This window comes from Shuttleworthella satelles DSM 14600 (assembly GCF_000160115.1).
Classification (GTDB): domain Bacteria; phylum Bacillota; class Clostridia; order Lachnospirales; family Lachnospiraceae; genus Shuttleworthia; species Shuttleworthia satelles.
Window position 1 is genome coordinate 355,342 of the sequence record NZ_GG665867.1, and the last position, 22,740, is coordinate 378,081.

18 protein-coding genes are annotated in these 22,740 nt (G+C 38.9%); 4 read left to right on the top strand and 14 right to left on the bottom strand.

Annotation, left to right across the window (positions count from 1 at the left end):
* Window positions 1-13: 13 nt before the first annotated feature.
* From GCWU000342_RS08405 to GCWU000342_RS08420, 4 genes are all read left to right on the top strand, one after another.
* Window positions 14-8,728 carry a helicase-related protein gene (locus GCWU000342_RS08405; protein WP_045000958.1) on the top strand — a complete coding sequence of 2,905 codons (8,715 nt, stop codon included), beginning with the start codon at window positions 14-16 and terminating at the stop codon, window positions 8,726-8,728.
* A 40-nt stretch (window positions 8,729-8,768) separates the two neighbouring features.
* Entirely contained in the window at window positions 8,769-9,428 is a 660-nt protein-coding gene (locus GCWU000342_RS08410; protein ID WP_006906963.1) for a single-stranded DNA-binding protein, read from the top strand.
* A gap of 110 nt (window positions 9,429-9,538) precedes the next feature.
* Entirely contained in the window at window positions 9,539-9,748 is a 210-nt protein-coding gene (locus GCWU000342_RS08415; RefSeq protein WP_006906964.1) for a helix-turn-helix domain-containing protein, read from the top strand.
* Complete coding sequence (locus tag GCWU000342_RS08420) at window positions 9,745-9,990, top strand: SIR2 family protein (RefSeq protein ID WP_006906965.1); 246 nt, start codon at window positions 9,745-9,747, stop codon at window positions 9,988-9,990. The genes GCWU000342_RS08415 and GCWU000342_RS08420 overlap by 4 nt, the downstream gene beginning before the upstream one ends.
* 138 nt (window positions 9,991-10,128) lie before the next feature.
* On the opposite strand, the gene GCWU000342_RS08425 is transcribed toward GCWU000342_RS08420, so the two are convergent.
* The 14 genes from GCWU000342_RS08425 to GCWU000342_RS08485 form a co-directional block, all read right to left on the bottom strand.
* Window positions 10,129-11,346: a site-specific integrase gene (locus tag GCWU000342_RS08425; RefSeq protein ID WP_006906966.1), complete on the bottom strand. Its 1,218-nt coding sequence runs from the start codon at window positions 11,344-11,346 to the stop codon at window positions 10,129-10,131.
* Between the two features lie 82 nt (window positions 11,347-11,428).
* Complete coding sequence (locus GCWU000342_RS08430; protein WP_006906967.1) at window positions 11,429-11,632, bottom strand: excisionase; 204 nt, start codon at window positions 11,630-11,632, stop codon at window positions 11,429-11,431.
* A gap of 454 nt (window positions 11,633-12,086) precedes the next feature.
* Window positions 12,087-12,317, bottom strand: a complete 231-nt coding sequence (locus GCWU000342_RS08435; RefSeq protein ID WP_006906968.1) for a helix-turn-helix domain-containing protein — start codon at window positions 12,315-12,317, stop codon at window positions 12,087-12,089.
* Window positions 12,314-12,736, bottom strand: coding sequence for an RNA polymerase sigma factor (locus tag GCWU000342_RS08440; RefSeq protein WP_006906969.1), 423 nt, complete (start codon window positions 12,734-12,736; stop codon window positions 12,314-12,316). Before GCWU000342_RS08440 ends, GCWU000342_RS08435 begins: the two co-directional genes overlap by 4 nt.
* A 338-nt stretch (window positions 12,737-13,074) precedes the next feature.
* Entirely contained in the window at window positions 13,075-13,263 is a 189-nt protein-coding gene (locus GCWU000342_RS10280) for a cysteine-rich KTR domain-containing protein (protein WP_080660607.1), read from the bottom strand.
* A 5-nt stretch (window positions 13,264-13,268) separates the two neighbouring features.
* Window positions 13,269-14,303, bottom strand: a complete 1,035-nt coding sequence (locus tag GCWU000342_RS08445; RefSeq protein WP_006906970.1) for an alpha/beta fold hydrolase — start codon at window positions 14,301-14,303, stop codon at window positions 13,269-13,271.
* 34 nt (window positions 14,304-14,337) lie between these two features.
* Entirely contained in the window at window positions 14,338-14,976 is a 639-nt protein-coding gene (locus GCWU000342_RS08450) for a TetR/AcrR family transcriptional regulator (protein WP_006906971.1), read from the bottom strand.
* Window positions 14,977-15,095: 119 nt separating this feature from the next.
* Window positions 15,096-16,007: a conjugal transfer protein gene (locus tag GCWU000342_RS08455; RefSeq protein ID WP_006906972.1), complete on the bottom strand. Its 912-nt coding sequence runs from the start codon at window positions 16,005-16,007 to the stop codon at window positions 15,096-15,098.
* A gap of 14 nt (window positions 16,008-16,021) precedes the next feature.
* Window positions 16,022-17,023, bottom strand: coding sequence for a bifunctional lytic transglycosylase/C40 family peptidase (locus tag GCWU000342_RS08460; protein WP_006906973.1), 1,002 nt, complete (start codon window positions 17,021-17,023; stop codon window positions 16,022-16,024).
* Window positions 17,020-19,095, bottom strand: coding sequence for an FUSC family protein (locus GCWU000342_RS08465; protein ID WP_006906974.1), 2,076 nt, complete (start codon window positions 19,093-19,095; stop codon window positions 17,020-17,022). The genes GCWU000342_RS08460 and GCWU000342_RS08465 overlap by 4 nt, the downstream gene beginning before the upstream one ends.
* A 2-nt stretch (window positions 19,096-19,097) precedes the next feature.
* Complete coding sequence (tcpF, locus tag GCWU000342_RS08470) at window positions 19,098-21,545, bottom strand: conjugal transfer ATPase TcpF (protein ID WP_006906975.1); 2,448 nt, start codon at window positions 21,543-21,545, stop codon at window positions 19,098-19,100.
* The gene (locus tag GCWU000342_RS08475; protein WP_006906976.1) at window positions 21,529-21,921 is read right to left on the bottom strand and encodes a conjugal transfer protein; all 393 of its coding nucleotides are present in this window, start codon (window positions 21,919-21,921) and stop codon (window positions 21,529-21,531) included. Before GCWU000342_RS08475 ends, tcpF begins: the two co-directional genes overlap by 17 nt.
* Before the next feature lie 84 nt (window positions 21,922-22,005).
* Window positions 22,006-22,503, bottom strand: a complete 498-nt coding sequence (locus GCWU000342_RS08480) for an antirestriction protein ArdA (RefSeq protein ID WP_006906977.1) — start codon at window positions 22,501-22,503, stop codon at window positions 22,006-22,008.
* Window positions 22,504-22,518: 15 nt separating this feature from the next.
* Window positions 22,519-22,740 carry a hypothetical protein gene (locus GCWU000342_RS08485; protein ID WP_006906978.1) on the bottom strand — a complete coding sequence of 74 codons (222 nt, stop codon included), beginning with the start codon at window positions 22,738-22,740 and terminating at the stop codon, window positions 22,519-22,521.

Genomic DNA, 22,740 nt, shown 5'->3' on the forward strand with positions numbered 1-22,740 from the left:
GAAGGAGGTAAAAATGCGAATAAATGATTTTCATAACATTTTGGAGCTTGTAAAACAAGATGTTTTGCAAAGTGAAATAGAATATCTAAAGCTCCTAAAAGTTGTCGGAAACAATCAGAGATATGCTTTTAGAAGCCAGCTTAGTATTTATGATAAAAATCCGAAAGCGACAGCCTGTGCCAAGTTTGACTACTGGAGGGAACGCTTTAACCGAACCGTTATGCGAGGTCAAAAGGGTATCCCCATTTTAGAGGACTACGGCACATATAAGAAAGTTGACTATATCTTTGATATAGCTCAGACAGTTTCAAGAAACAGGGATGTCAATGAAGTGAATCTTTGGAAGTTTGACAAAGAAGTACATCAAGATGTCTTAAAGGAAATGATAAAAAGTGAGGGATATGAGGAAAGTGAAAGCACCTTAGAAAATATCTTTTCTTTAAGCAGGCTTTACAGTGATGAAAAGATAGATAGCCTTATGAATGAGCTTAGAATAGCAGATGAAGATAGAATATCTTTTACAAAGTTTGTGAGGGACTCAATAAGCTATGCAGTTGCTTCAAGATTTCAGCTTGATTATCCTATGGATAAGGAGCTGTTAAGAGAGAATTTTCAAAGACTTGATAGTATATCTCTTATGAGTCTTGGTGAAACCGTATCGGATATTAGTGGGAATATTATTGATGAAACCATTCAGAAAAGTAAAGAACTTGATAAAGAGATTTTAAGAGGTAAAGAAGCAGGATATAATAAGATTAGAGAAGAAATTGAGGAGGTAGAAGAAAATGTACTTCGACGAGATGATCAGAAAAGAAATGAAAACGAGCGAGTTCTCCGAAATGGAGAGTACGGACGAGATAATAGAGAAAATCAGGGAGAATACGCTAAACAGCTTGGAGGAACAGGCGGACTTCATGAAAGAATTCCCGAATCCGACTTACGCAGTGATGAGGCTGGATTATCTTTCACAGAGCGAGGAGCAGAGCCACTTCGAGATGCTTTTGGATCTATACAAGGAGAAGAAGCTGACAGGACACCTGATGGATATTCAGAAACAAGCGATAGAGTTTATGAGAAGAGAGAAGCCGAAGCTGATGGCAGCTTGGAAGATAGAGGGCGAGAACAATCCGCAGTATGGGGCGATGATTTCAGCTCTCAAAGAAATGACCATCAAGGAAGTAGTGGAGATTTAAAAGACAATACGGATAAAGAGATTAGAGAAGCTGAAAAGGCTTCTTTTTCTTTACCCGAAAATTCTTATGGACAGATAAGCCTTACTATTCCGCTAACTGAGAAGGATATAGATACCGTCCTTATTAACGGAGGAAATCACGATGGCAGTAGGCTTCCTGTTATCGCAGAGTTTTCTAAAGGAAAAAGTAATGAAGAATTGGGAGAATACCTCAAAGATACCTTTAGAGGAGGAAACGGATTTTACATTGATGAAAGAGAAGTATCTTCCTGGTATTCGGATAAAGGTATTCATTTAGCTTATGGAACATCGGCAAGAGAGGATAATACACAAATTTTAAGCTGGCGTGATGCAGCAAGTAGGATAAATGAACTTCTTGACAGAGGTGAGTTTGCTACAAATGTAGAACTTTTAGAGGCACAGGACTATGAAAGGGATAGAATTTCAGAATCCTTATGGTATCTAACGCACGATTTAAGCGAAGAAGGAATAGAGCAAGGATATTTCAACTCTTTTGAAAGAGGTGGTGGCTTTCCGGAAGAAACGAAAAGATTATCTGAAGCATTAAAAAATCCTGAATATCTGAAAGAAACAATCAGGGAATACGAAAGATTTTTAGAAGGATACAAAGAAAACAGAGATGTACTAAGGTTTCATTATCACAAGGTTGATAGCCTTTATCAAAGACTCAAGGAACTTGAACTGCCACGAAAGGAATACAGTACCAATCTGACAGAACTTCCGAAGGTAAAGCCTTTTATTACAGAAGATGAAGTCCTTGAAAGCCTTTCAAGAGGAAGCGGCGTTGATAGAGGAAAAGAACGAATCACCAAGTTTTTTAAAGAAAATCATACGCTTCAGGAAAAAGCGAACTTCTTAAAAGACGAATATGGAATCGGAGGACATTCCCATGCGGTTTCAGGGGCAATGGGAAGTGATGAATGGCACGATGCAAAGGGACTTAAATTACAGAAAAATGATTGTAATGATGCGTTTCTTACTTGGACAAGTGTTGCAAAGCATATCGATGAGCTGCTTTCTAAAAATCTCTATATTGAAGAAACGGAAATAGGAATTAAGTCAGAGATAGAAGAACCACAATATTATTCCAAAGATGATCCTGAAAACTTAATGACAGATGAAATGCTTGAAAGAGTACCGGAGCTTTACGTACAGGAGGATGTAGCTTTGGCGGATAAGCAGGTTCATGCTGCATATATTATTCCCTTTAGAAGTAACTGGACTTGGTATATGACGGAGTATGACAGGGAAAGCGGCGATGCCTTTGGACTTGTGCTTGGGATTGAGCCTGAATGGGGATATTTTAATCTTGAGGAGTTGAAAGAACTAAACGCACAAAGGCTCATTTTAGAAGATTTTCCAAAGACCTTTAGAGAACTTAAAGACAGTGAACTTAAAAAGCAGATGGATGAGCAGGAGCTTCAGTTTGTCTTTAATGGAGAACTTAGCTTTGAAGATAAAGTAGAGCTTGAAGCACCTGAAGAAACAGAAGAAGATACAAAGCGTGACACAGTTCAAGCTACCTTATTTGATTACCTCAAAGAAAGAGAAGAAGTAGAACTGAATGAAAAAGAGGACAGCATTTTAGAAGAGTTTGCAGTTAAAGCAGGCGATACCGTCTATTTTAATCATGAAGAATATAAAGTCAGAGAAATTTCTAAAAATGAAATCACAGGAAGATATGATTTGTGGCTTGATCCGGTAAGAAGTGGAAACCATCAAATTCCGATTGTAGACTTTACAGATAATGAGGACTTGCTGAATAAAATAAGTCTTGAAAGACCGAACTTTATTGTCGGTGATGAAGTTAAATACAAGGACAAAAACCATACCATAACACGCTTTGATGATATGGGAAAGAACCTAAATACGGTAACGGTGAAGGACAACACCGAGTATTTTGGTGGGATGATAACAGGCTCCGATGTCATTCCTTATCGTCTGGAAGGTGACCTTGAGAGGGTATTTGAAAACCTGACATATAAACAGCAAGAGCAGACTACTGAAGAAACTCAAATAAGGAAAGCGGAAGCTCATAACTTTAAAATTACAGAAGAAACGCTCCCTGAAAAGTTAAGTCCAAGCGAAAGATTAAATCAAAACCTTGAAGCAATTTCCATGCTTAACAGAGTGGAGAGCGGACAAAGAGCGCTTGACAGTACAGCTCAGGAAGTTTTAGCAAGGTATGTAGGATGGGGCGGACTTTCCGAAGTGTTTGATGAAGAAAAAGGCGGACAGTGGAAAGAAGCGAGGAGCTTTCTAAAAGAGAACTTATCGCAGGCAGAATATGAAGCTGCAAGAGAATCTACCTTAACGAGCTTTTACACACCGAAAGCAGTTATTGACAGCGTATATAAGACACTTTCTGATATGGGATTTAAACAGGGAAACATTTTAGAGCCATCAATGGGCGTCGGAAACTTTATAGGCAATATCCCTGATGAAATGAATAAGTCCAAGTTTTATGGCGTAGAACTTGACTCGGTAAGCGGTCGAATTGGAAAACTACTATACCCTGAAAGTGAAGTGCAGATTAAAGGACTGGAAGAAACTTCTTTTTCCAATAACTTCTTTGATGCGGTTATCGGCAATGTACCCTTTGGAGAATATAAGGTAAATGACAGGGAGTATAACAAAAATAACTTCCTTATCCATGATTATTTCTTTGCCAAGTCCATTGATAAAGTCAGAAACGGCGGTATTATCGCCTTTATCACATCAAGTGGAACAATGGATAAAAAGGACGAAAGTGTTAGACGATACCTTGCAGCAAGAACAGAGTTTTTAGGGGCAATCAGACTTCCAAATGATACATTTAAGGGCGTAGCCGGAACAGAAGTAACCTCAGATATTATATTCCTAAAGAAAAGGGACAGTATCAGAGAAAGAGATGAGGACTGGATTCACCTTGCTGAAGATGAAAATGGTCTTACCTATAACAAATATTTCGTAGATCATCCTGAGCAGGTACTCGGCACAATGCATGAAGTTTCAGGAAGATTTGGAAACACACTTGCGTGCCTGCCGAAAGAAAATGCCGACTTAAAAGAGCTTCTGACAAAAGCAAGTGAAGAAATATCCAAAGGATCAACTTATGAAGAAATAGAGCTTTTAGATGATGAAATCACTTCAATTCCTGCAACGGATGATGTCAAAAATTTTTCTTATAACGTTATTGATGATGAAGTCTATTACAGAGAAAACTCCCTTTTCATCAAGAAAGAGATAACGGATAAGAATAAGGAAAAGATTAAGGACTATCTTGAACTGAATACTGCCCTTAAAGATGTTATCTACAAGCAGAAAGAGGACTATTCCGATGATGAGGTAAAGAAAGCTCAAGAAAAGCTCAATGAAGTCTATGATAACTTTTCAAAGAAGCATGGCTTTATAAATAATTTAAGCAATACCAGAGCCTTAAAAGAGGATAGCAATTTCCCTCTTGTATCTTCCATTGAAATTCTTGATGAAGAAGAAAACTTCAAGGCAAAGGGGGATATTTTCTCAAAGAGAACCATTACAAAAGCCAAAGTCATAGACCATGTGGACACTTCCCTTGAAGCTCTTGTCTTATCGATATCTGAAAAAGGCTATGTGGATTTTGAGTATATGGAAAGCCTTACAGGTAAAGACAGACCAACTTTGATTGAGGAACTTAGAGGGGAAATCTACTTAAACATCAGAGAGGAACAAAATTTTTATAGACCATTATCCTTTAACCTCGAAGATGGAGATTTGCCTTTTGCCTGTGCTAATGGTAGCAATTCATATAAGTACGGCTATGTAACAAAAGATGAATACCTAAGTGGAAATATCAGAGATAAGATTTCTATTGTAGACAGCTACCTTGCAAAGCTAAGACAGACAGAAAGAGAGTTACCTCATCTTGGCTATGCGGAAGATGGCAAAGAAAAAGAACTGATAAGCTATGAGATGAACCGATTGGAATACCAAAAGGCAGAGCTTACAAAAGTTTTACCAAAGGAGCTTGAAGCAAGTGAAATCAATGTAAGGCTTGGTGCTACTTGGATACCGATAAAAGATATTGAAAAGTTTATCTTTGAAACACTGAAAACGCCGGGCTGGGCAAGATGGGATATTAAGGTTAAATTTTCAAATCTTACAAGCGAATGGAATATTGAGGGAAAAAGCAAAGACAGAGGAAATGACCTTGCTGAAATGACTTATGGTACATCAAGGGTAAGTGCCTATAAGCTGATTGAGGATGCCTTAAACCTTAAAGAAACAAAGGTCTTTGACCAGATTGTAAATCCTGACGGCTCGAAAACTTCTGTGCTAAATAAAAAGGAAACTCTCCTTGCAGGACAAAAGCAGGAGCTTCTAAAAGAAGAATTTAAGAACTGGATATTTAATGATCAGGAAAGAAGAAACAGACTTGTAAAACTGTATAATGAGCGTTTTAACTCTATCAGAAATCGTGAGTATGATGGAAGTAAACTATCTTTTGAGGGAATGAATACTAAAATAGATTTAAGACCTCATCAGAGAAATGCCATTGCAAGAAGTTTGTATGGTGGAAATGCGCTACTTGCTCATGTGGTAGGTAGTGGAAAGACTTTTGAAATGGTAGCTTCCGCAATGGAATCTAAAAGACTTGGGATGTGTTCCAAGTCTTTATTTGTTGTGCCGAACCATCTAACAGGACAAATAGGCAGAGAGTTTATGCAGCTCTATCCGTCAGCAAATATTATGGTGGCAGATAAAAAAGACTTTGAGCCGAAAAACAGAAAAAGGTTCATAGGAAGAATTGCAACAGGAGAGTACGATGCGGTTGTAATCGGGCATACGCAATTTGAAAAAATTCCGATGAGTAAGGACTATCAGGAAAAGCATATTCAGGATCAGATTGATGAAATCATAAATTATGTTGAGGAATATAAGCATGATAGAAATCAAAACTTTACAGTAAAACAGCTTGAAAAAACAAAGAAAAAACTGGAAACAAGGCTTGAAAAGTTAAACGACGATTTTAAGAAAGACGATGTTATTACCTTTGAGGAATTAGGCGTTGATAAGCTATTTATCGACGAAGCACACAATTACAAAAATCTCTATCTCTACACAAAAATGAGAAATGTAGCAGGTATCGGTCAAAGTGAAGCCTTTAAGTCCTCCGATATGTTTATGAAGTGTAGATATATGGATGAAATGACGGGTGGAAAAGGTATTGTATTTGCCACAGGAACGCCTGTAAGTAACTCTATGACAGAGCTTTATACCATGCAGCGTTATCTTCAGTATGAAAGTCTTAAAAAGAATAATTTAGAGCATTTTGATAGCTGGGCATCTACCTTTGGTGAAACACAGTCTGCCTTTGAATTATCTCCGGAGGGAACAGGGTACAGAGTTAAGACAAGATTTTCAAAGTTTTATAACCTGCCTGAGCTAATGAGTATGTTCAAGGAAGTAGCGGATATTCAAACAGCGGATATGCTGAATCTTCCAACACCGGAAGCACACTATGAGGTTATTAAAACATTGCCAAGTGAGGAACAAAAAGAAATCCTAAAGAGCCTATCTGAAAGAGCTGATGATGTCAGAAATAGAGTTGTTGAGCCTGATGAGGATAATATGCTGAAGATTACTAATGACGGAAAGAAACTTGCTTTAGATCAGCGTTTAATCAATCCTCTGCTACCTGATAATCCTGATAGTAAGGTCAATGTATGCGTAAAAAATGTGTTTGCCATTTGGGATAAGACAAAAGAAGATAGGTCAACACAGCTTCTATTTTCCGATATGTCAACTCCAAAAGGCGATGGAGAGTTTAATATATATGATGATATTAGAGAAAAACTTGTAGCAATGGGGATACCGAAAGAAGAAATTGCCTTTATCCATGAAGCTAATTCAGACAAACAAAAAGATGAACTCTTTGCAAAGGTAAGAAAAGGAGATGTGAGGATATTACTCGGTTCTACTCAGAAGATGGGAGCCGGCACAAATGTGCAAAATAAGCTCATCGCTCTTCACGACCTCGATGTTCCTTGGCGTCCTGCCGACCTTGAGCAGCGTGCAGGTAGAATTGTAAGACAGGGAAATGAAAATAAAGAAGTGAATATCTATCGTTATGTTACAGAGAATACCTTTGATGCCTATCTCTGGCAGACCATAGAGAATAAGCAGAAGTTCATATCTCAGATTATGACAAGTAAAACACCTGTCAGAGTAGCGGAAGATGTGGACGAAAGCAGTTTAAATTATGCTGAAATAAAAGCACTTGCAACAGGTGACCCAAAGATTAAGGAAAAGATGGACTTGGATAATGAAGTTACAAAACTTAAAATGCTGGAAGCAAACTTCAAGTCCAATCGTTATAGGTTAGAGGATAAGGTAGCGAAAAACTATCCGGAAGAAATAGCAAGGACGGAAAAGCTGATTGAGGCTGTAAAGAAAGACATATCAGAAGTTGATCCGCAAGGAGAGGACGAAAATAAATTTACTTCGATAACCATAAAGGGAGAGAAGATATTTGATAAAAAGGTCGCAGGAGAAAAGCTACTCGAAGCTATCAAGACCGTAAAAATCAATGAAAGTAAGATTATAGGAAAGTATAGAAATATGGACTTGGAAGTAAGCTATAACTTCTTTACCAATTCACATAACTTTAGCTTAAATGGTGCTGCAAAGCATTCAGGAGAGCTTGGAACAAGTGCAGATGGTAATATCACAAGACTGGATAATGCTCTTGAGAAAATGCCTGAGAAATTAAATAGGCTTGAAGAAAAACTTATCAGCACAAAGGAACAACTGGAAAATGCCAAAGAAGAATTAAAGAAACCTTTTGAGAAGGCAGATGAGCTGAAAACTAAGGTGTTAAGGCTTGCAGAACTGAATAAGCTCCTTGATATGGGAGAAGTGGAAGAAAGGAGAAATGATAATCCACTTGTAGAAGATGTAAAACGAGCCATCATTGACTTCTGCAACAGAGAGTATGAGGAAAACCATAGTTATGATGAGTTTGACGCTCTATATCCTGATTTAAAGCACATAGGAATTGCTTATACTGATACACCGGATGAAAGACATGGCATACAGTTTGAGTTAGACCTTGAGAATTATACAGCAACTCAATATGTAAATGATGTTGTAGTAAGTCATTATGATTATGTAAAGGAAAATGGAAGTGTTGAAAAGGCTCTTGATGTCATAAAATTTGAAATGGAAAATGGAGAGTTTAATACCTTTGTTTCGGTAGATGAAGAAGAATTAAAGCAAGCAATGGGACTTGAAATTGATGATGAAGGTAACTTCTATGATCCACTTTCTAAAGACCTTGATAATGATGGAATTGCTGACAGATATGACAATGACTTTAAGGACAGCGATTATTTTGAGTCAACCTATGATGTTGAAGATAATTTGCATACCAAAGAGGAAGCCACACAGAAAACGGGTGATAAACCATCTATCTTAGGACAGATAAGAGCCTATCAGGAAGAAAGTAAAACAGAAGAAAAACAAACTGCAAAAGAACAGGAATATGTACGATAAGGGAGGGAAACCTCCCTTTTACCATGAAAGGAGATAAAACATGGATTACAAAACAATGAGAAATCAGATAGAAGATATGGTAAGTGATAATCACAAGGACTTTGTTAAGGCGGTTATCAGCATGGAAAAAGGTATCAACGATGAAAGTGCTTTGGATAAGCTCTATGAGGCTTATATGGACAATGACACCGTTAATTTGCTACATGAAGAATTTGACTATATGATTGAGGATTTAAGGGAACAGGGGCAGATAAAAGACCTGCCTTATGTTAAGGAAGAAAAGGATAATCTTATCAATGTTGTAGGAAATATTGTCGGAGAGGTAGATATAGTAGAAAGGGAAAATAAGAACGGCGAAGCATTTCAAGTAGTAAACTTCTCTGTGGCATCTAAAGATGATGAGGGGAATAAGGTATATCATAATTGCTCGGCTTATGGAGAAAAGAGTGATATTCCAAAGGAGTTTAAGCAGGGAGATTTTGTTAAGCTCTTTGGACAAATCAGAACATCCATTGATGATAACGGCAAGGAGCATAGCAATATCAGAATACTTTCTTCAAAGCTGTTAAAAGCGAAGGAACAAATGAAAGGACAAGAAGAAAAGAAAGAATCTGTACTTGGAGCTATTAAGAAATATCAGGCTGAAGATAAGGAAAAGCCAAAAGAAAAGAAAGAAGTAAACAAAGAAGCTGAGAGATAAATTTATGGTCGGTGTGGTCTTCGGACTGCACCGGCTCTTTTTGTTTTGGTGAAATTATGGTATAATATATAAAGTAAAAATTCAATTATACGAAGATTAAGGATGACAATATGAAAATAAACTATAATGGTTTGTGGAAACTTTTGATAGATAAGAACATGAATAAAAAAGATTTACAGAAGAAGGTTGGGATTGCTCCAGCAACTATAGCAAAAATGGGAAAAGGTGAATTTGTTAGCATGGAAATTTTGTACAGAATATGTATTTCTTTAGAGACTAATTTTGGAGAACTAATTTCGATTGTGGAGGAGAAGAAATGAACAATATAATTGATAAAAAAGAATTGGTTGGAATTATTGAGCAGGCATTATATAGTGATGAATTAGCAATTTTCGCTGGTGCAGGACTTTCTATAGGTGCAGGATACTATAGTTGGGAGGAGTTATTAAAAAAACCTGCAAAGAATCTGAATTTAGATATATCCAAAGAAAAGCACGATTTGATTTCTTTGGCTCAGTTTTATTACAATAAACATATCACAAATTTCCAATTATCATTTTGAATATTCTTAAATGCTCGTAAAGCCTTGTTATGTAGGTTTTCGGGCATTTTTTCTTTAGGAAGATACTTCACGTTTCTTTGTGTAATTTGTTATGAATTGATTGTTAAAAGTGGTAAAAGGGTAGTAAATTCATTTCTTTTAAAGGACTAAACATCTTGCTTGTTGTTCTTTTTCCAAGCGTTTCATTTCCTCCATAGCCGAATTACAGGTCGCATGTGCATAATAGTTCAGTGTCATGGTTATGTTTGCGTGTCCCATAATATATTGCAGGGCTTTGGGATTCATACCGGCATTGGCACAGTTGGTGCAGAATGTATGCCTAAGTGTATGCGGTGTGATATGTGGCAATTTTTCCTCATGGCATTTGTTGTACTTTTTAATGAGGTTTCTTAGTATGCTGTTAAAATCACATGCCGTTTTAGGATAGCCATTTCTGTTGAGAAAAAGAAAGTTGCTATATCCATCAATCTCAACACATTCGTTTTGGTTTTGCACTGCCAATACTCTTTTCAATGCCTGACATGTAACTTCAACCATTGGTACTTGCCGCTCACTGCTTTTGGTTTTAGGTGTTTCAATGTAATACCCAAGCTCAGTGTTTCTTAGTAGCTGATGATTAACCAAGATAAGATGATTTTCAAAATCCAAATCTGTAACAGTCATACCGCATAGCTCTGAAATACGAAGTCCGGTTTTTAACAGTATCAGAATTTCGTCATAATTCTTGTGATAGACCGTATCAGACTTTGCGAAATCAAGCAGTCTTGCTTCCTGTTCCAGTGTCAATATCGTTTTAGGAACGGTATCATCATCAATAACGGTATTAAGCTGAAAATCAAATGGATTCTTTCTTACATAATCATCCTGTATCGCAATGTAAAAGGAAGCTCGCAGTGACCGCTTATAGTTATTGATGGTGGAATAGGCAAATCCGTTTTCACTCATTCTAATAGCCCATTCCTTAGCGTCAGACGGTTTAATGCTGTCTATGCTTCTTGCGCCCAGCTTATCGTTCTTCAAAATTTCCATCAGATATTTACGTCCGGTCTTTGTGTTTGCTTTTACATTAGGACGCTGAGCATTTTGCTTGGCGTAAAGCTGGCAAAGTGTCATCTTCTTGCCGATAACATCAATCCCATCTTGAACATCTTTTTGTATCTCTGCAATTTTTTCACGCAGTGCGATACAATCCCGCTTGCCTGCCGGTACTCTGTCCGTAGATACCAGCTTCCATGAGTAGATAAACTGTGTTTCTCCGAATGAATCTATATATTTGTATAAGTATCTTCCGTCTTTTCTCTGGCTCTCTCCAGTCCTCAAAATCCGACCTTTACGGTCACGTCTTTTTTCTGACATGGTATCTGCTCCTTTCCTGTATGGAAAGAGCCTTGATACGACTTGATACGATTATACCATATCTATTCAAGACCCTTATACCCTATATGACATCTAATGTATCTATCACTTTTTCAAATTGCTTTCGCTTGATCTGAATCCTGTTCCCGTTCATAATCAGCCAGCCTGCATTCTTGTTTTCTTCTGCTAAACGACGCAGCTTATTTTCACCGATACGGAAATATTTAGCAGCTTCTTCAATCGTCAGCGTGTAGCGTTCCCAGATAGGAACATAAGCCTGATTCATGTCATCAATCCTCCTTTCAAATTTTTGGCTTTACAAGCAGTCAGACAGCCTTGGCAAGGCTCACGGGAATCTCACCCCTGCATGGTTCTCATGCAGCCGTACTCATTGCCTGCGACGGCTCACACAGGTTCTCTGTGCTTCAACGCTCGGACTGTGACTGTACGGGAGTATCATTATGTCGATAAAAAAGTCATGGCAATCATCTTGCTGATGATGACTTATGGAGTTCCGGTATCAATCGCTCACTGTCATTTCTGACAGGTCATGGCGTACCAGTCCATCAGCTCGTTTCTTATCGCAACGTATCTGACCGCTTTATTCAGTTTTCAAAGAACATAGGGGCTTATTCGCCTGCAAAAACACATATGGGAATATATGCTTTTGCAGAATAACAAGCCTCTCCAATCGGGAAGCGTGGAAACGTCATCACGCTTCCACGAAAAGAGAGCGTGTGTCACTTGATTTCAAATGACAGAATCTTTGTAATCAGCCTTGTTTCCATTCGTCCACGCAAAACCTCATCAACAACCATGCTTTGGTTTCCGTATTCGTCTTTCATCAGACGCAGGGAGCGTTTTGTCATATATCCCCGATAGTGCCGGATAATCTGATTGATTGCTTCTGAATTGCCGTCAGCAGCTTTGACAATGAGAGGAAAGGGAACAAGAGGATAATTCTTCTTCATTCTTCAAATTCCTCCATAAACTTCTTCATCATGGCAAGTCCGCCGGTTCTGTGCCGGTAAACAGTGGAACGGTTTACTTTCAACATGTCTGCAATCTCCGAATCGCTCATATTCATAAAATAGAACAGAAGCAGAATCTCACGCTTGTTGCTCGGCAAGTTCCGCAGTGCTTCGCTTAGCAGGTCATTTTCAATGCTGATGGATATGCCGTTCAGCATAAAAATCTGAAAGTCCGTTACATAGCTGTCTGTTGTGGCAAACTGACTGACAAGATAATCGCCGATTTCCGAAAAGGACACTTCATGTTTTGCCAGTCTGGAAAGCTGTTTGAAATAGTCCTTTCGTTCATCTTCCATAGCCTGCTTGCAGATGTAGTCAAACTGGTTTTCTATCGTTGTCTGAAAAGATGACGGTTTCATGTTCTCACCCCCTTTCTCTGGATTGAAAGGAAGTGAGCCTTGCTCCTTTACCTCCTTTCACTCTTAGTCCCGACGTGAAAGGGGGATTTGTTGCATTACCAGTCAAAAAAATTTCGGATAAATAAAAAACACACAAACAGACCGTTCTCTGTTTATGTGTCCATGCAGTGTTGCTTATATTATTTGTGGAAGTGAAAAACCACGGAGGATTCTTTTGTATAGATAACTGTGTTTTATGTTTGTAAGCAAATGCCGTATAAAATCGGCTTGTAGTATATATTTTTCATGATAATTCTCCTAATAAAAATAGCCGATAACATAAGATTTTATATCTTACATCATCGGCTCTGCGTCTTTGCGTCCGGCTCTTTAATGATTGTGGTTTTAAACTCTTTTATACTAACTAAAGTTTCTAATTTACACTTAGGACAGTAAAGAGGAAAATTCCTTAATTCGGTATCTTTTCGTAGTTTTATCCTCGTTTTACTTTTACATATAGGACATAACAACCATTCTGTTAGCAACATCGTCATCACTCACCATTACATATAGAATTATCAGATACAATTTCTCTAAATTCTGATAATAGTTTAATATACTCTTTTGGCTTGAAAGTATGAATAACATGATTAGCGGAAACTTTTTTATATATTATTTGCGGAGCCAAGGAAATAGCATGATGAGCGTCATCATCATCAAATGCTCCTATAAGTCCGTAATTTTCGTAGCGTTTCCAATCGGCTTGAATAAGCAGTACGGGGCATTTGGTTTTTTCAAAAGCTTCTGCATGGTCAATACCATCATAAAACCTGCCATCTACAAAGGCTCTGGCAAAATCCGGGTCAAACATAGACAATGATTTAATTAGCAAACGTAAGCTATCTGGGAAGCCAATTTCAACCGGACTATCAGGGTATTTATCCTGAAACTTCTTTATCTTTCGTGATAACCAACTAACAAACCAATTTGGAATTCTTTTGATTCTCTTATCAGAAGCTGGTACTTCCATATTTTGAAAATAATTTGCTAAATCTCTATCTGGTATATTTCCGATTTGATTAACAAGGTGCTTTAGCCCGTTATATACGAATTTATCTTGTTCTTTAAATCGTGGCATTTCAGCAGAAAAAATGGGTGCGTCCTCAAGAATAATTCCGGAAATATATTCAGGAATATTAGCAGCACACCAAAGAGCGATAATGCCACCTGATGAATTTCCGCTAATAATAACTTTTTGTTTTATTACATTTTCTATAAATATTTTTATGTCCTCACCAATAATTTTCCATGAATAATGCCCCGGTGTCCAAGAAGACTTTCCATGACCTCTCACATCTATGGCATATACTTGGAAAATTTTTGATAGTGGCAAAAGTACTTTCTTATAACTTTCCCACATACCCATTTGAGCAGGAATCAATAATAAACTCGGTCCATTTTTAGGACCAACCACATAGTTCAGCTTAACGCTCCCTGTATCATAAGTTTTTTCTGAAAAACCAGCATTTACCAGTTTTCGATTATTTAGTTTTCCAGACAATTTTTCGTATGGATTTTTATAGTTCATTCAACATTCCTCCTAACTATAATTCTTGAATGTTTTACTCGATAACAATTCCGTAAATCATTAAATCAAGATATTCTTTAACATCTTTTTTAAATTCATGAAAATTATCAAATAACTCCATTGGCTTGTCTTGATACAAATGTAGATATTTCATTACAATTGCATCAATATACAAACTTAAACTCTCTATAATTTTTTGAGTATCTATGTCTTGTCTTAGTTTCAATTTTTTAACAGCACTTAAAATAATCTTACTTGATTTTTCTTTTGATTTTTTATGATATATGCTTAAAATATTTCTAATATCTTTACTAACTTCTTTGTGTGTTTCCTTTGAAACCATATTTAAAAATTTTGTTTCATTTGGATATTTTGTGATTAAATTATATTTCATATCCATCATATAAAAAATTATTTCATAAAAATTATCATAAGTTCCTTCGTATTCTAAATCTTGTGTCAATAGGTCGACTGTATGTTTAAACAGGTATAAGTAAAAATTCTTTTTATTGCCAAAATAATAAAATAATAAACCTTTAGAAATACCAGCTTCATGAGTGATTAAATCAGTCCGTGCTTCTACAAAGGAAAACTTTGAGAAAATTTCAATTCCCTTGGTTATTATTTGCTCCTTTTTTTCATCTGAAATTTTTTCAAAATTCTTAGTAACCATTAGACACCTCACTAAATTGACCAATCAGTCAGTACTCTTGATTAGAGTATATCATATTTTGACTGATTGGTCAATTTCGGATGGTAAAGAGTGAAATGGTAATATTTTCTTTGATTAGATTACTTCACAATCTTCCAATTCCCATCATTCTTTTCAAGTGTCAGACTGAACTGTGATACCTGCGTTGCTTTGGTCTGTGGGTCAAGATATTTAACCGATAAAGACACTGTAACCTGATTTTCTTTACGATTATAAATCGGATTGACCAGCTCCTGAAAAACATACTCTTTTCCAACCGGTTTTAGGATTCCATCTGTCACATAGTAGGACAGTTCCTTTTGCGTGGCAGTCGGGTAGAGCTTGAAGAAGGTGGTTAAAAAGTCATTGATTTCATTTGCAGTAACAGAATCCACCGTGCCGTCATTTTCTATTATCTTAGGCTGATAGGAAGACTTTGACGGTATGCTTGTAATGGTCGGATTCTTAATGATGACCATGTTTCCGGCACTGTCCACATAGACACTGACAGAATAAGCAGACTGCACGTTTTTCTTGCTTTCTCCCTCTGTAATAAGCTGTTCTACACTGTAGGTCATATCAAAGGTGTGATTCCCAGTATTTTTGACGCTCCATATCTGAAAGTTTTGAAGCGAGGAGGACACCGGTATATCCTTTCGTACCGTGTCGTTATTAAGAGCTTGAAGCTCCTCTGTCAGATAGTTTTTCAGTGCTTTGGTTCGGTTGTCAATCGAGGTGCTGTTTTGCTCCCATGTGTAATAGACTTTCGCAAATTTCTCTACAAAATTTTCTATATTATGCGTATCCATATATTCTTTTTCGATGACCTTCGTTTCATGAATGGTATGGGTATCTATTGCCGTAAAATGCTTAAATACCGCAAAGCTGAAGCTGACTGCTAAGAGTATCCACAGGGCAATCACTATCTTTCTTCGAGGATTTATCTTATGAATACGGGGTTTCTTCTCTTTTGGAAGCTGTTTTTTATTGTTGTTATGATTGATGAATTTCATATTTTATTCCTTTCTTATCGTTTGATTCGTCCTGCTCCTGCCAAATGCTGCTGCCAGTAGGAGCTTGTCAAGTCGGTATAACCGATCGGGTCGCCTGCATGGTACATACGGTTATTGCCGACATAGATTCCGACATGGGTAATGTATGTTCCGGAATTGTAAGTAGAATGGAAGAATATCAAATCTCCAGCCTTGGCTTCGGATAGAGAGATGTGTTGGGTAGCGTCATACTGTGCCTGTGCGGTTCTTGGCAAAGAGATACCGGCTTTCCCATAGCACCACTGCACCAGTCCCGAACAGTCAAAAGAGGTAGTGGGAGAAGAACCGCCAAATACATATTTCCAGCCCTCATATTTAAGCGCTTCATTCATAATTGCCTGTGCGGTTTCATCATCAAACTGCGATGTCACAAGATACTGTTTAACCAGAGCTACATAAAACATATTTCCATAGCTGTATCGCCAGCCCCCGTTCATAGAGATGGCAATAGAGTTGGGGTAGTCCACCTTTACACCGCCGGAATGCTCCTTTGCAAAGCTCTGCGCCAGTTCAAAGCTGTATTTTTTGCCATGACGGGCGACATAATCTAAAAATCCACCGCCATAGTTATAGGACTGTATGACACAATCGAAATCTACTTCCAGACGCTTACTGCCTGCCAGAAGCTCACTGAAATACTTTACGCCCTGTTTGATAGAGCTTTCCGTATCCAATGAGTTCGGAGGAAGCCCCAGCGATTCCGAAGACTGCATGACATCTTTTGCCGTACCGCCGGATTCCACCTGCATGATGGCAAGCAATACATTTACATATTCACTCACACCATATTCCTTGGCGTATTTTTCTACCATAGGCTTGTGTGCCAGAACCTCCATGGAAACGGTCGCACCGCCAAATTGACTGTTCCCAAATCCGCCATCCTGTTCATCAGAAGATAAAATTGTGATAAACAAAAGTAGCGAGAATACAACTACGAAAAAACAGGAAAAGCCGATGAGAAGATGTTTTAATTTCATGACGGCTTACCTTGGTCTTTTTTTATTCTGGCGGTTTGTAACGGTCTGCTTTTTGTGTTTACAGTCTGTGTTCTTGAAATAACAGGAGCTTGTCTTTTCGCTTTAAGCGGTGTTGAATTTTCTTTTAATCGGCTTGCTCTCTGGACAGACCATTCCTGTATATTTGCTGATTGAAATTCTCTTATCGTTTTTTGTGGTTCTTGTTTCTGAGCCGTTCGTTCCTGCCTAATTATCGGTCTTTCATGGACAGATGAAGCTACGCTGTTCTCTGATTTTGCCATTTCCATCCTCAAACGGCGTTCCGCAATCGTCTGTCGTCTTGCTTCCTGCTCCTGATTGCGTCTGTCTGCTCTGTATGTTCTTGCCTGAGTGATACCGCCGGTAAAATCATTCATATTTTCTCTGATTTTGTTTTTACCTTGAAAGACGGCATATCTTGCGTTTGTCGGCAGGTCAGTGACCTGTTCCCTGAATTGATTGACAGATGCTGCTATCGTGTCTTTTGTATCGGCTATCGTTCCGACACCTTGTCCGAGCTTTGCTCCCAGTGAAGCCGAATGCTCACTTTGTGGTCGGCTATGGTCGGCTTGTGTTTTCGGAGAATGTGTTAAGCCATCTCTTTTCTGATTTCTTTTTCCGGCAATCGCAGAACCTACTCCATAAGCAGTCATGGAACGACCTAATGTTCTTTGTAGGCGGTGCATTTGTGCGTGCATAAGCATACGGGGTCTTCTCATCATACGGCTTCCGACACCTTGTGAATCATTGCTTTGCAGAGAAAACAGGCTCATCAAGTCACCAAGCTTAAAATAAATGCCTGCAAAGGTCACGATCTGCAAGAAAGCAACCATAAAGAACGGATAACCGGCAGACAGACTGTAAAGCATGGTGGAAATGCTAAAGGCAACAGTAATAATCAATGTAATGCCTGCACGGGTCAGGATGGTATTAAAGAGCTTTGTAATGGCTCTTTTGCTCATGCCCTCAAAGGTCGGCAGCATGCTGAGCAGGAAGCTGACCGGCAGGAACATGGCATAGATGATAAAGAGTATCTGTGAGAAAATCATAATGCCGGTCAGAAGAAAGACAAAGATGGAAATACCAATATTAAAGAAGAACAGGAAAAATACCGTTCCTAACCTGCTGATTGTCTTTGTGATGGTCATATTGGCATTATCTTTATCCTCAATTTCCTCTTTGATGATGTTTTCCCTGTCTTCACCGTTATTGGAATCGGGACTTGTGGACAAAAGATTTTCCACACGGTCGGTGCCAAGACTGTCTATGTCGGTTGTTCCGTACTGGAGCAGCAGCCAGGGCTGTTTCACCTGTATGGAAAACAGGCTGTCCCGGATTAAATCCACACTGTCTTTTCCTTTGGCTTCGGAATCCGGCAAGGTGATTTTTGTGCCAAGCGATAAGCTGGCATTGCTGATGTCCGACGAAAAATCATTGATTTTCGCAATGTAATCCGGCGCATAGGCAATGAAGGAAGCGGACAGGATAAATACCAGTACGAAATTGACAATCGCATGAACCGCCTTTGTCGTTTCTCTTTTGATAAGTCCTGTATAGCTGACATAGATACCGAGTACCAGAATAAAAATCAAAAGAAAACCGACATAAAAGCCCTCTGATGACAGACCGTCTGAAGTAACACCGGCTAAGGTCTGCATGTTTTTTCCGATGGCATTCGCCGTGGAAGAAATGAAATCCAAGGAATACGCTTCTTTTACCAAGTAACCTGTGGCGTTTGAGATATACAGACTGATTGTCCAGATGAAATTGGTAATCGCATAAAGTCCATACATGACCTGCTTTCCAATGCCATCTGTCCAGTTCCACGGCAGCCAGTCCCAAGAATTATCGACATAAAAATCAAGCTGGTAGTTTGACAGCGGATATTTGCTGTATTCATTGGCAGTATTGACCGTATCGTCAACCAGTCCTGCGGCGTGTACTACGGTTCCGACCACAGACAGAAATACTAAGGTGGCAATAAGAATCGCACCTGCTATCAGTATGACTTTCCCAATTCGCTTGACTACTTTTGCTATATTTTGCTGTTTCATGCTTACACCTCAATTCTTACCGGCGGTCTGGTATCAAAGGCATGGAGCAGTTCCTCAAACACAGGGTGAAACTGTATCACGCCGACACGCCCATATAAATCACTGATTAGACACTGCCCGTTTTCCAAGTTACGCAGACGCTTTTGGTTGTACTCATCTTCGGGGTCAACCCCAAAGAACGCCAAAGTCTTTTTTATCTCATTGATGTCCGTGGAGCGGAAAGCAAATTTCAGCCCCAGATTATTTTTGAGCTTTTCATCTAAGAGGTCGTCCGTATTTTGTGTCACGAAATAGACACCGGCATTCATGGCACGACCGGCACGCACTAATTTCATGGATAGGGTCTTGCCCTGCGCCACCTGTAAAAAGCTCCATGCTTCGTCCAAGTCCACAATCTTGAAAATGCTTCTGTCCGTATGGATAAAATCCAATGCAAAGGTGCTGATAACAATGAGCATTGCCACAGACAGCAGTTCCATAGTAGTATATTCTTCAAAATCGGTTTCCTTGTCCGGAAGCACCAAATCGGCAACCTGTATGATGTTTAGCTGTTTTTCCAAGCTGATGGACTGTTTTACCTCACCGTCACTAAAGAGAAGATGAGCAAAATCATAGTCGGTAAAACTTTCAATATGCTCTGCAATGCTTGTGGCGGTATCCGTTCCCTCAATTCTCAATTCTTCAATAACCTTTAATAAGCCCCTTACTTCACTGTTTGTTACGGCACGAATGGCTTTTCTAAGGACGGGGAAACGGTCGGAATCACGGGAAGAAATCCCTGTCAAAAAGGTCAATATATCAATCGCAAGAGATTCTGAATCCTTTGGATTTTTCATAATTACATAAGGGTCAAGTAATCCCATGTTTTTCTTTTCAGAGGTCAGATTGACAATATTTATTTCATGAGCGATTTCAGGCAGGGTTTCTTTCCAACTTCCACGTTCCGCTTTCGGGTCAACAATAAGAGCCTGTGCCCCGAAAAGCACCGCATAATAGACAATCAGATTATTGGCAAAGGATTTTCCACCGCCAAGAGAGCCGACAAAAGCGGAAGCCAAGGCATTCGTCACAGAGCCTTTTACTCCCTGTGAAGCAAGAGCCGGTTTCAGATAAACATTTCTTCCCGTATCCAGATTGTAACCGACATAGATTCCGTCTTTTTCCCCAAGCATTTGTGTTGCCCCAAAGCCAAGTCCGGCAAGAAAATCCGAAGTCACATACTGGATATAGTCATTCATATAGCGTTTGCTGGCTGGCAGAAATTCTCCCTGCAAGCCCAACATGTCGCCAAACGGTCGCACCAGCTTTACGCTTAAATCATCGTAAAAATCCTTCACCTCATCACAACGTCGTTTCAGCTCATCCATATCATTAGCGGATACACGCACTACATAGGAGAGCTTATACATGGATTCCTTGCTCTGGTCTAAACTGCTTTCCAGCTCACTGACACTTTCTAAAGCGTCGGCGACATTGGTGCTGGTTTCATTGTCATTCTGCCAAGCGTGGTTATCCAAATCTTTCAGTTCCTTTTTCTTATTTCTGACTGTCCCCAAAGCCTTTTTATTGGCTACAATTTCTACATTCATGGATGTATCAATCGGAAACGTGAATTGCTGTTGCTGATAGTAGAAAATTTCACTTGATGGGAAATCCAGTTCTCCGACAACGCTGTTAATCGTAAAGTAAGCAACGTACACGGTTCTATCTTCCTGTTCCAGTTTCAAATATCGCTGCTTTTCTTCAATCAGGCAACGGGTCGGCTTAATCAGGTCATAGTATTTTACCAGTGTTTCTCCATCCGTCTTTTTCTTTGAAAGATGGTAGGTATAATCTTCATAGGCTGTGCCGGTCTGTCCATAGATGTGTTCAATGAGATAACCGAAATCATCTTTATTTAATGGTCGGATTTTAAATCTTCTTGAAATCTTGTTCGAGAGCAGCTTTTCCATCTTTGAATAGCGTAAAATCTCATCATTGCTCATGCTGACAAAATCGCCCATCAGCTTATGGTTGACATCATAGATAAAATCCAAAGCCGCATTTTTGGCTTCTTTTGTAAATTCCCTGACGGATACATCCTGTTCGCCAAAAAGGAGCTTAAAGCCGATATAAAAGCGGTAATCGACCTGATTTTCTCCAATCATGGAAATCAAAGCCTCTGTCTGCTCATCAATTCTTTTTTCGGCAACTTCTTTTAATTTCCCGACGATTCCCTTTTTGGAATTTTCCTGAATGGAACGTATGCTGGATTCCGTACTGATTTGCAGAGCATGAATTTTCCCGTTACGGTTTTGTGCGATAAGCTGTCTGAAAGAATCATGCACCTGTAATTTTTGCTCAGGGCTTAGAAAAGAATAGTTATAGGGAAGAAGTTCATAGTAGGCAAAGCATTCCCCGTCATTGTTCCAGACCAGATTGTTTTCAATATATTTAATGGGATATTTCATCGTATTCACTCCTGACTGCTGTAATTGCTTCCTGCATATTGTTTTTTCTTAAATGTATGGTTTTGCCTGCATAAGTCAGCTTCGGTCTGAACCAAAAGGAAATTACCGACTTCAAAAATCCGTAAGGCTTTTTTCCGTCGAATGTTTTCTGGCTCATAAACCAAGTCAGGACGACCGGGATTCCAAAATATTTCAGGAATGCCCCATCAATAAAAGACAGTGGCGGAAGATTCCCAAGAAGTATGACTGCAAATACAGACACCACAAACCATGTCATTTGCGTAAAGGTGATAGGGAAAGGCAGCTTAAAGTCATTGATAGAGTAAAGCACCTTTTCCACCGACCAGATATTGGTATAGCTTCGTATTTTTTTCATTTTTATTTCTTTATCCTTTCATAAAAAGGGATAGTTTTTGGACTATCCCCTTAAGTCAAACCAATCTGTCTGTGTCATCAGACATCAGTAGATAATTTCAAAAATCCCACGGCTTGCATGGATAAAAGTTCCTGAAAGCTCTAAGTCACGCCCAAAGGATTCATAATCAATATAGTTTTGCAGACTTGCCGGAACTTCACCAAGCATACCCGTTTCCTCAATGTAGTAGCGTGCCACATCTGCCATATCATCACAGCCGGAATGCAGAATAATATCGTCCTGATGTTCGCTTAATTCTTCAATGCTGGGAAAGTGCGTAAGCAAGGCGGAAAGCTCTGACTGTAATTCTTCGGGCAGATCACATACCAGCTCATAAAGATGGTTCAGTTCTGCAAGGGAGGTGTATTCGTCAATGTCAAAGGGCAGCTCGTAATCATGAATGGCGTATTCCTCATACTCATCATTCAAGCCGATTTTTTCTTTGACTTCTTCAAAATCTACGGGGAGCTTAAACCAAGCTCCCACGAGTTCCCCCTCGTTATATTTGCCGAGGTTGGCAATATATACCTGCATATCGTCCATTCATTTTCCTCCTCTCTAAGCTCCAATAATTTTATTGAACAGCTCCAGTAAAATGTCCTTGACACCGGCTGCGTTGAATACCAGTCCTACTGCAATAATCGCAATGATAAGAAAGCCGATAAGTTTGGAAAATTCACGCTTAAAGCCAAGATATAAGCCAATCACAACAATAGCTAAAAGCACCAGTGATTGTGCGTTCGATAAAAACCAGTTATAAAGATTTTGTCCAAAGTTCAT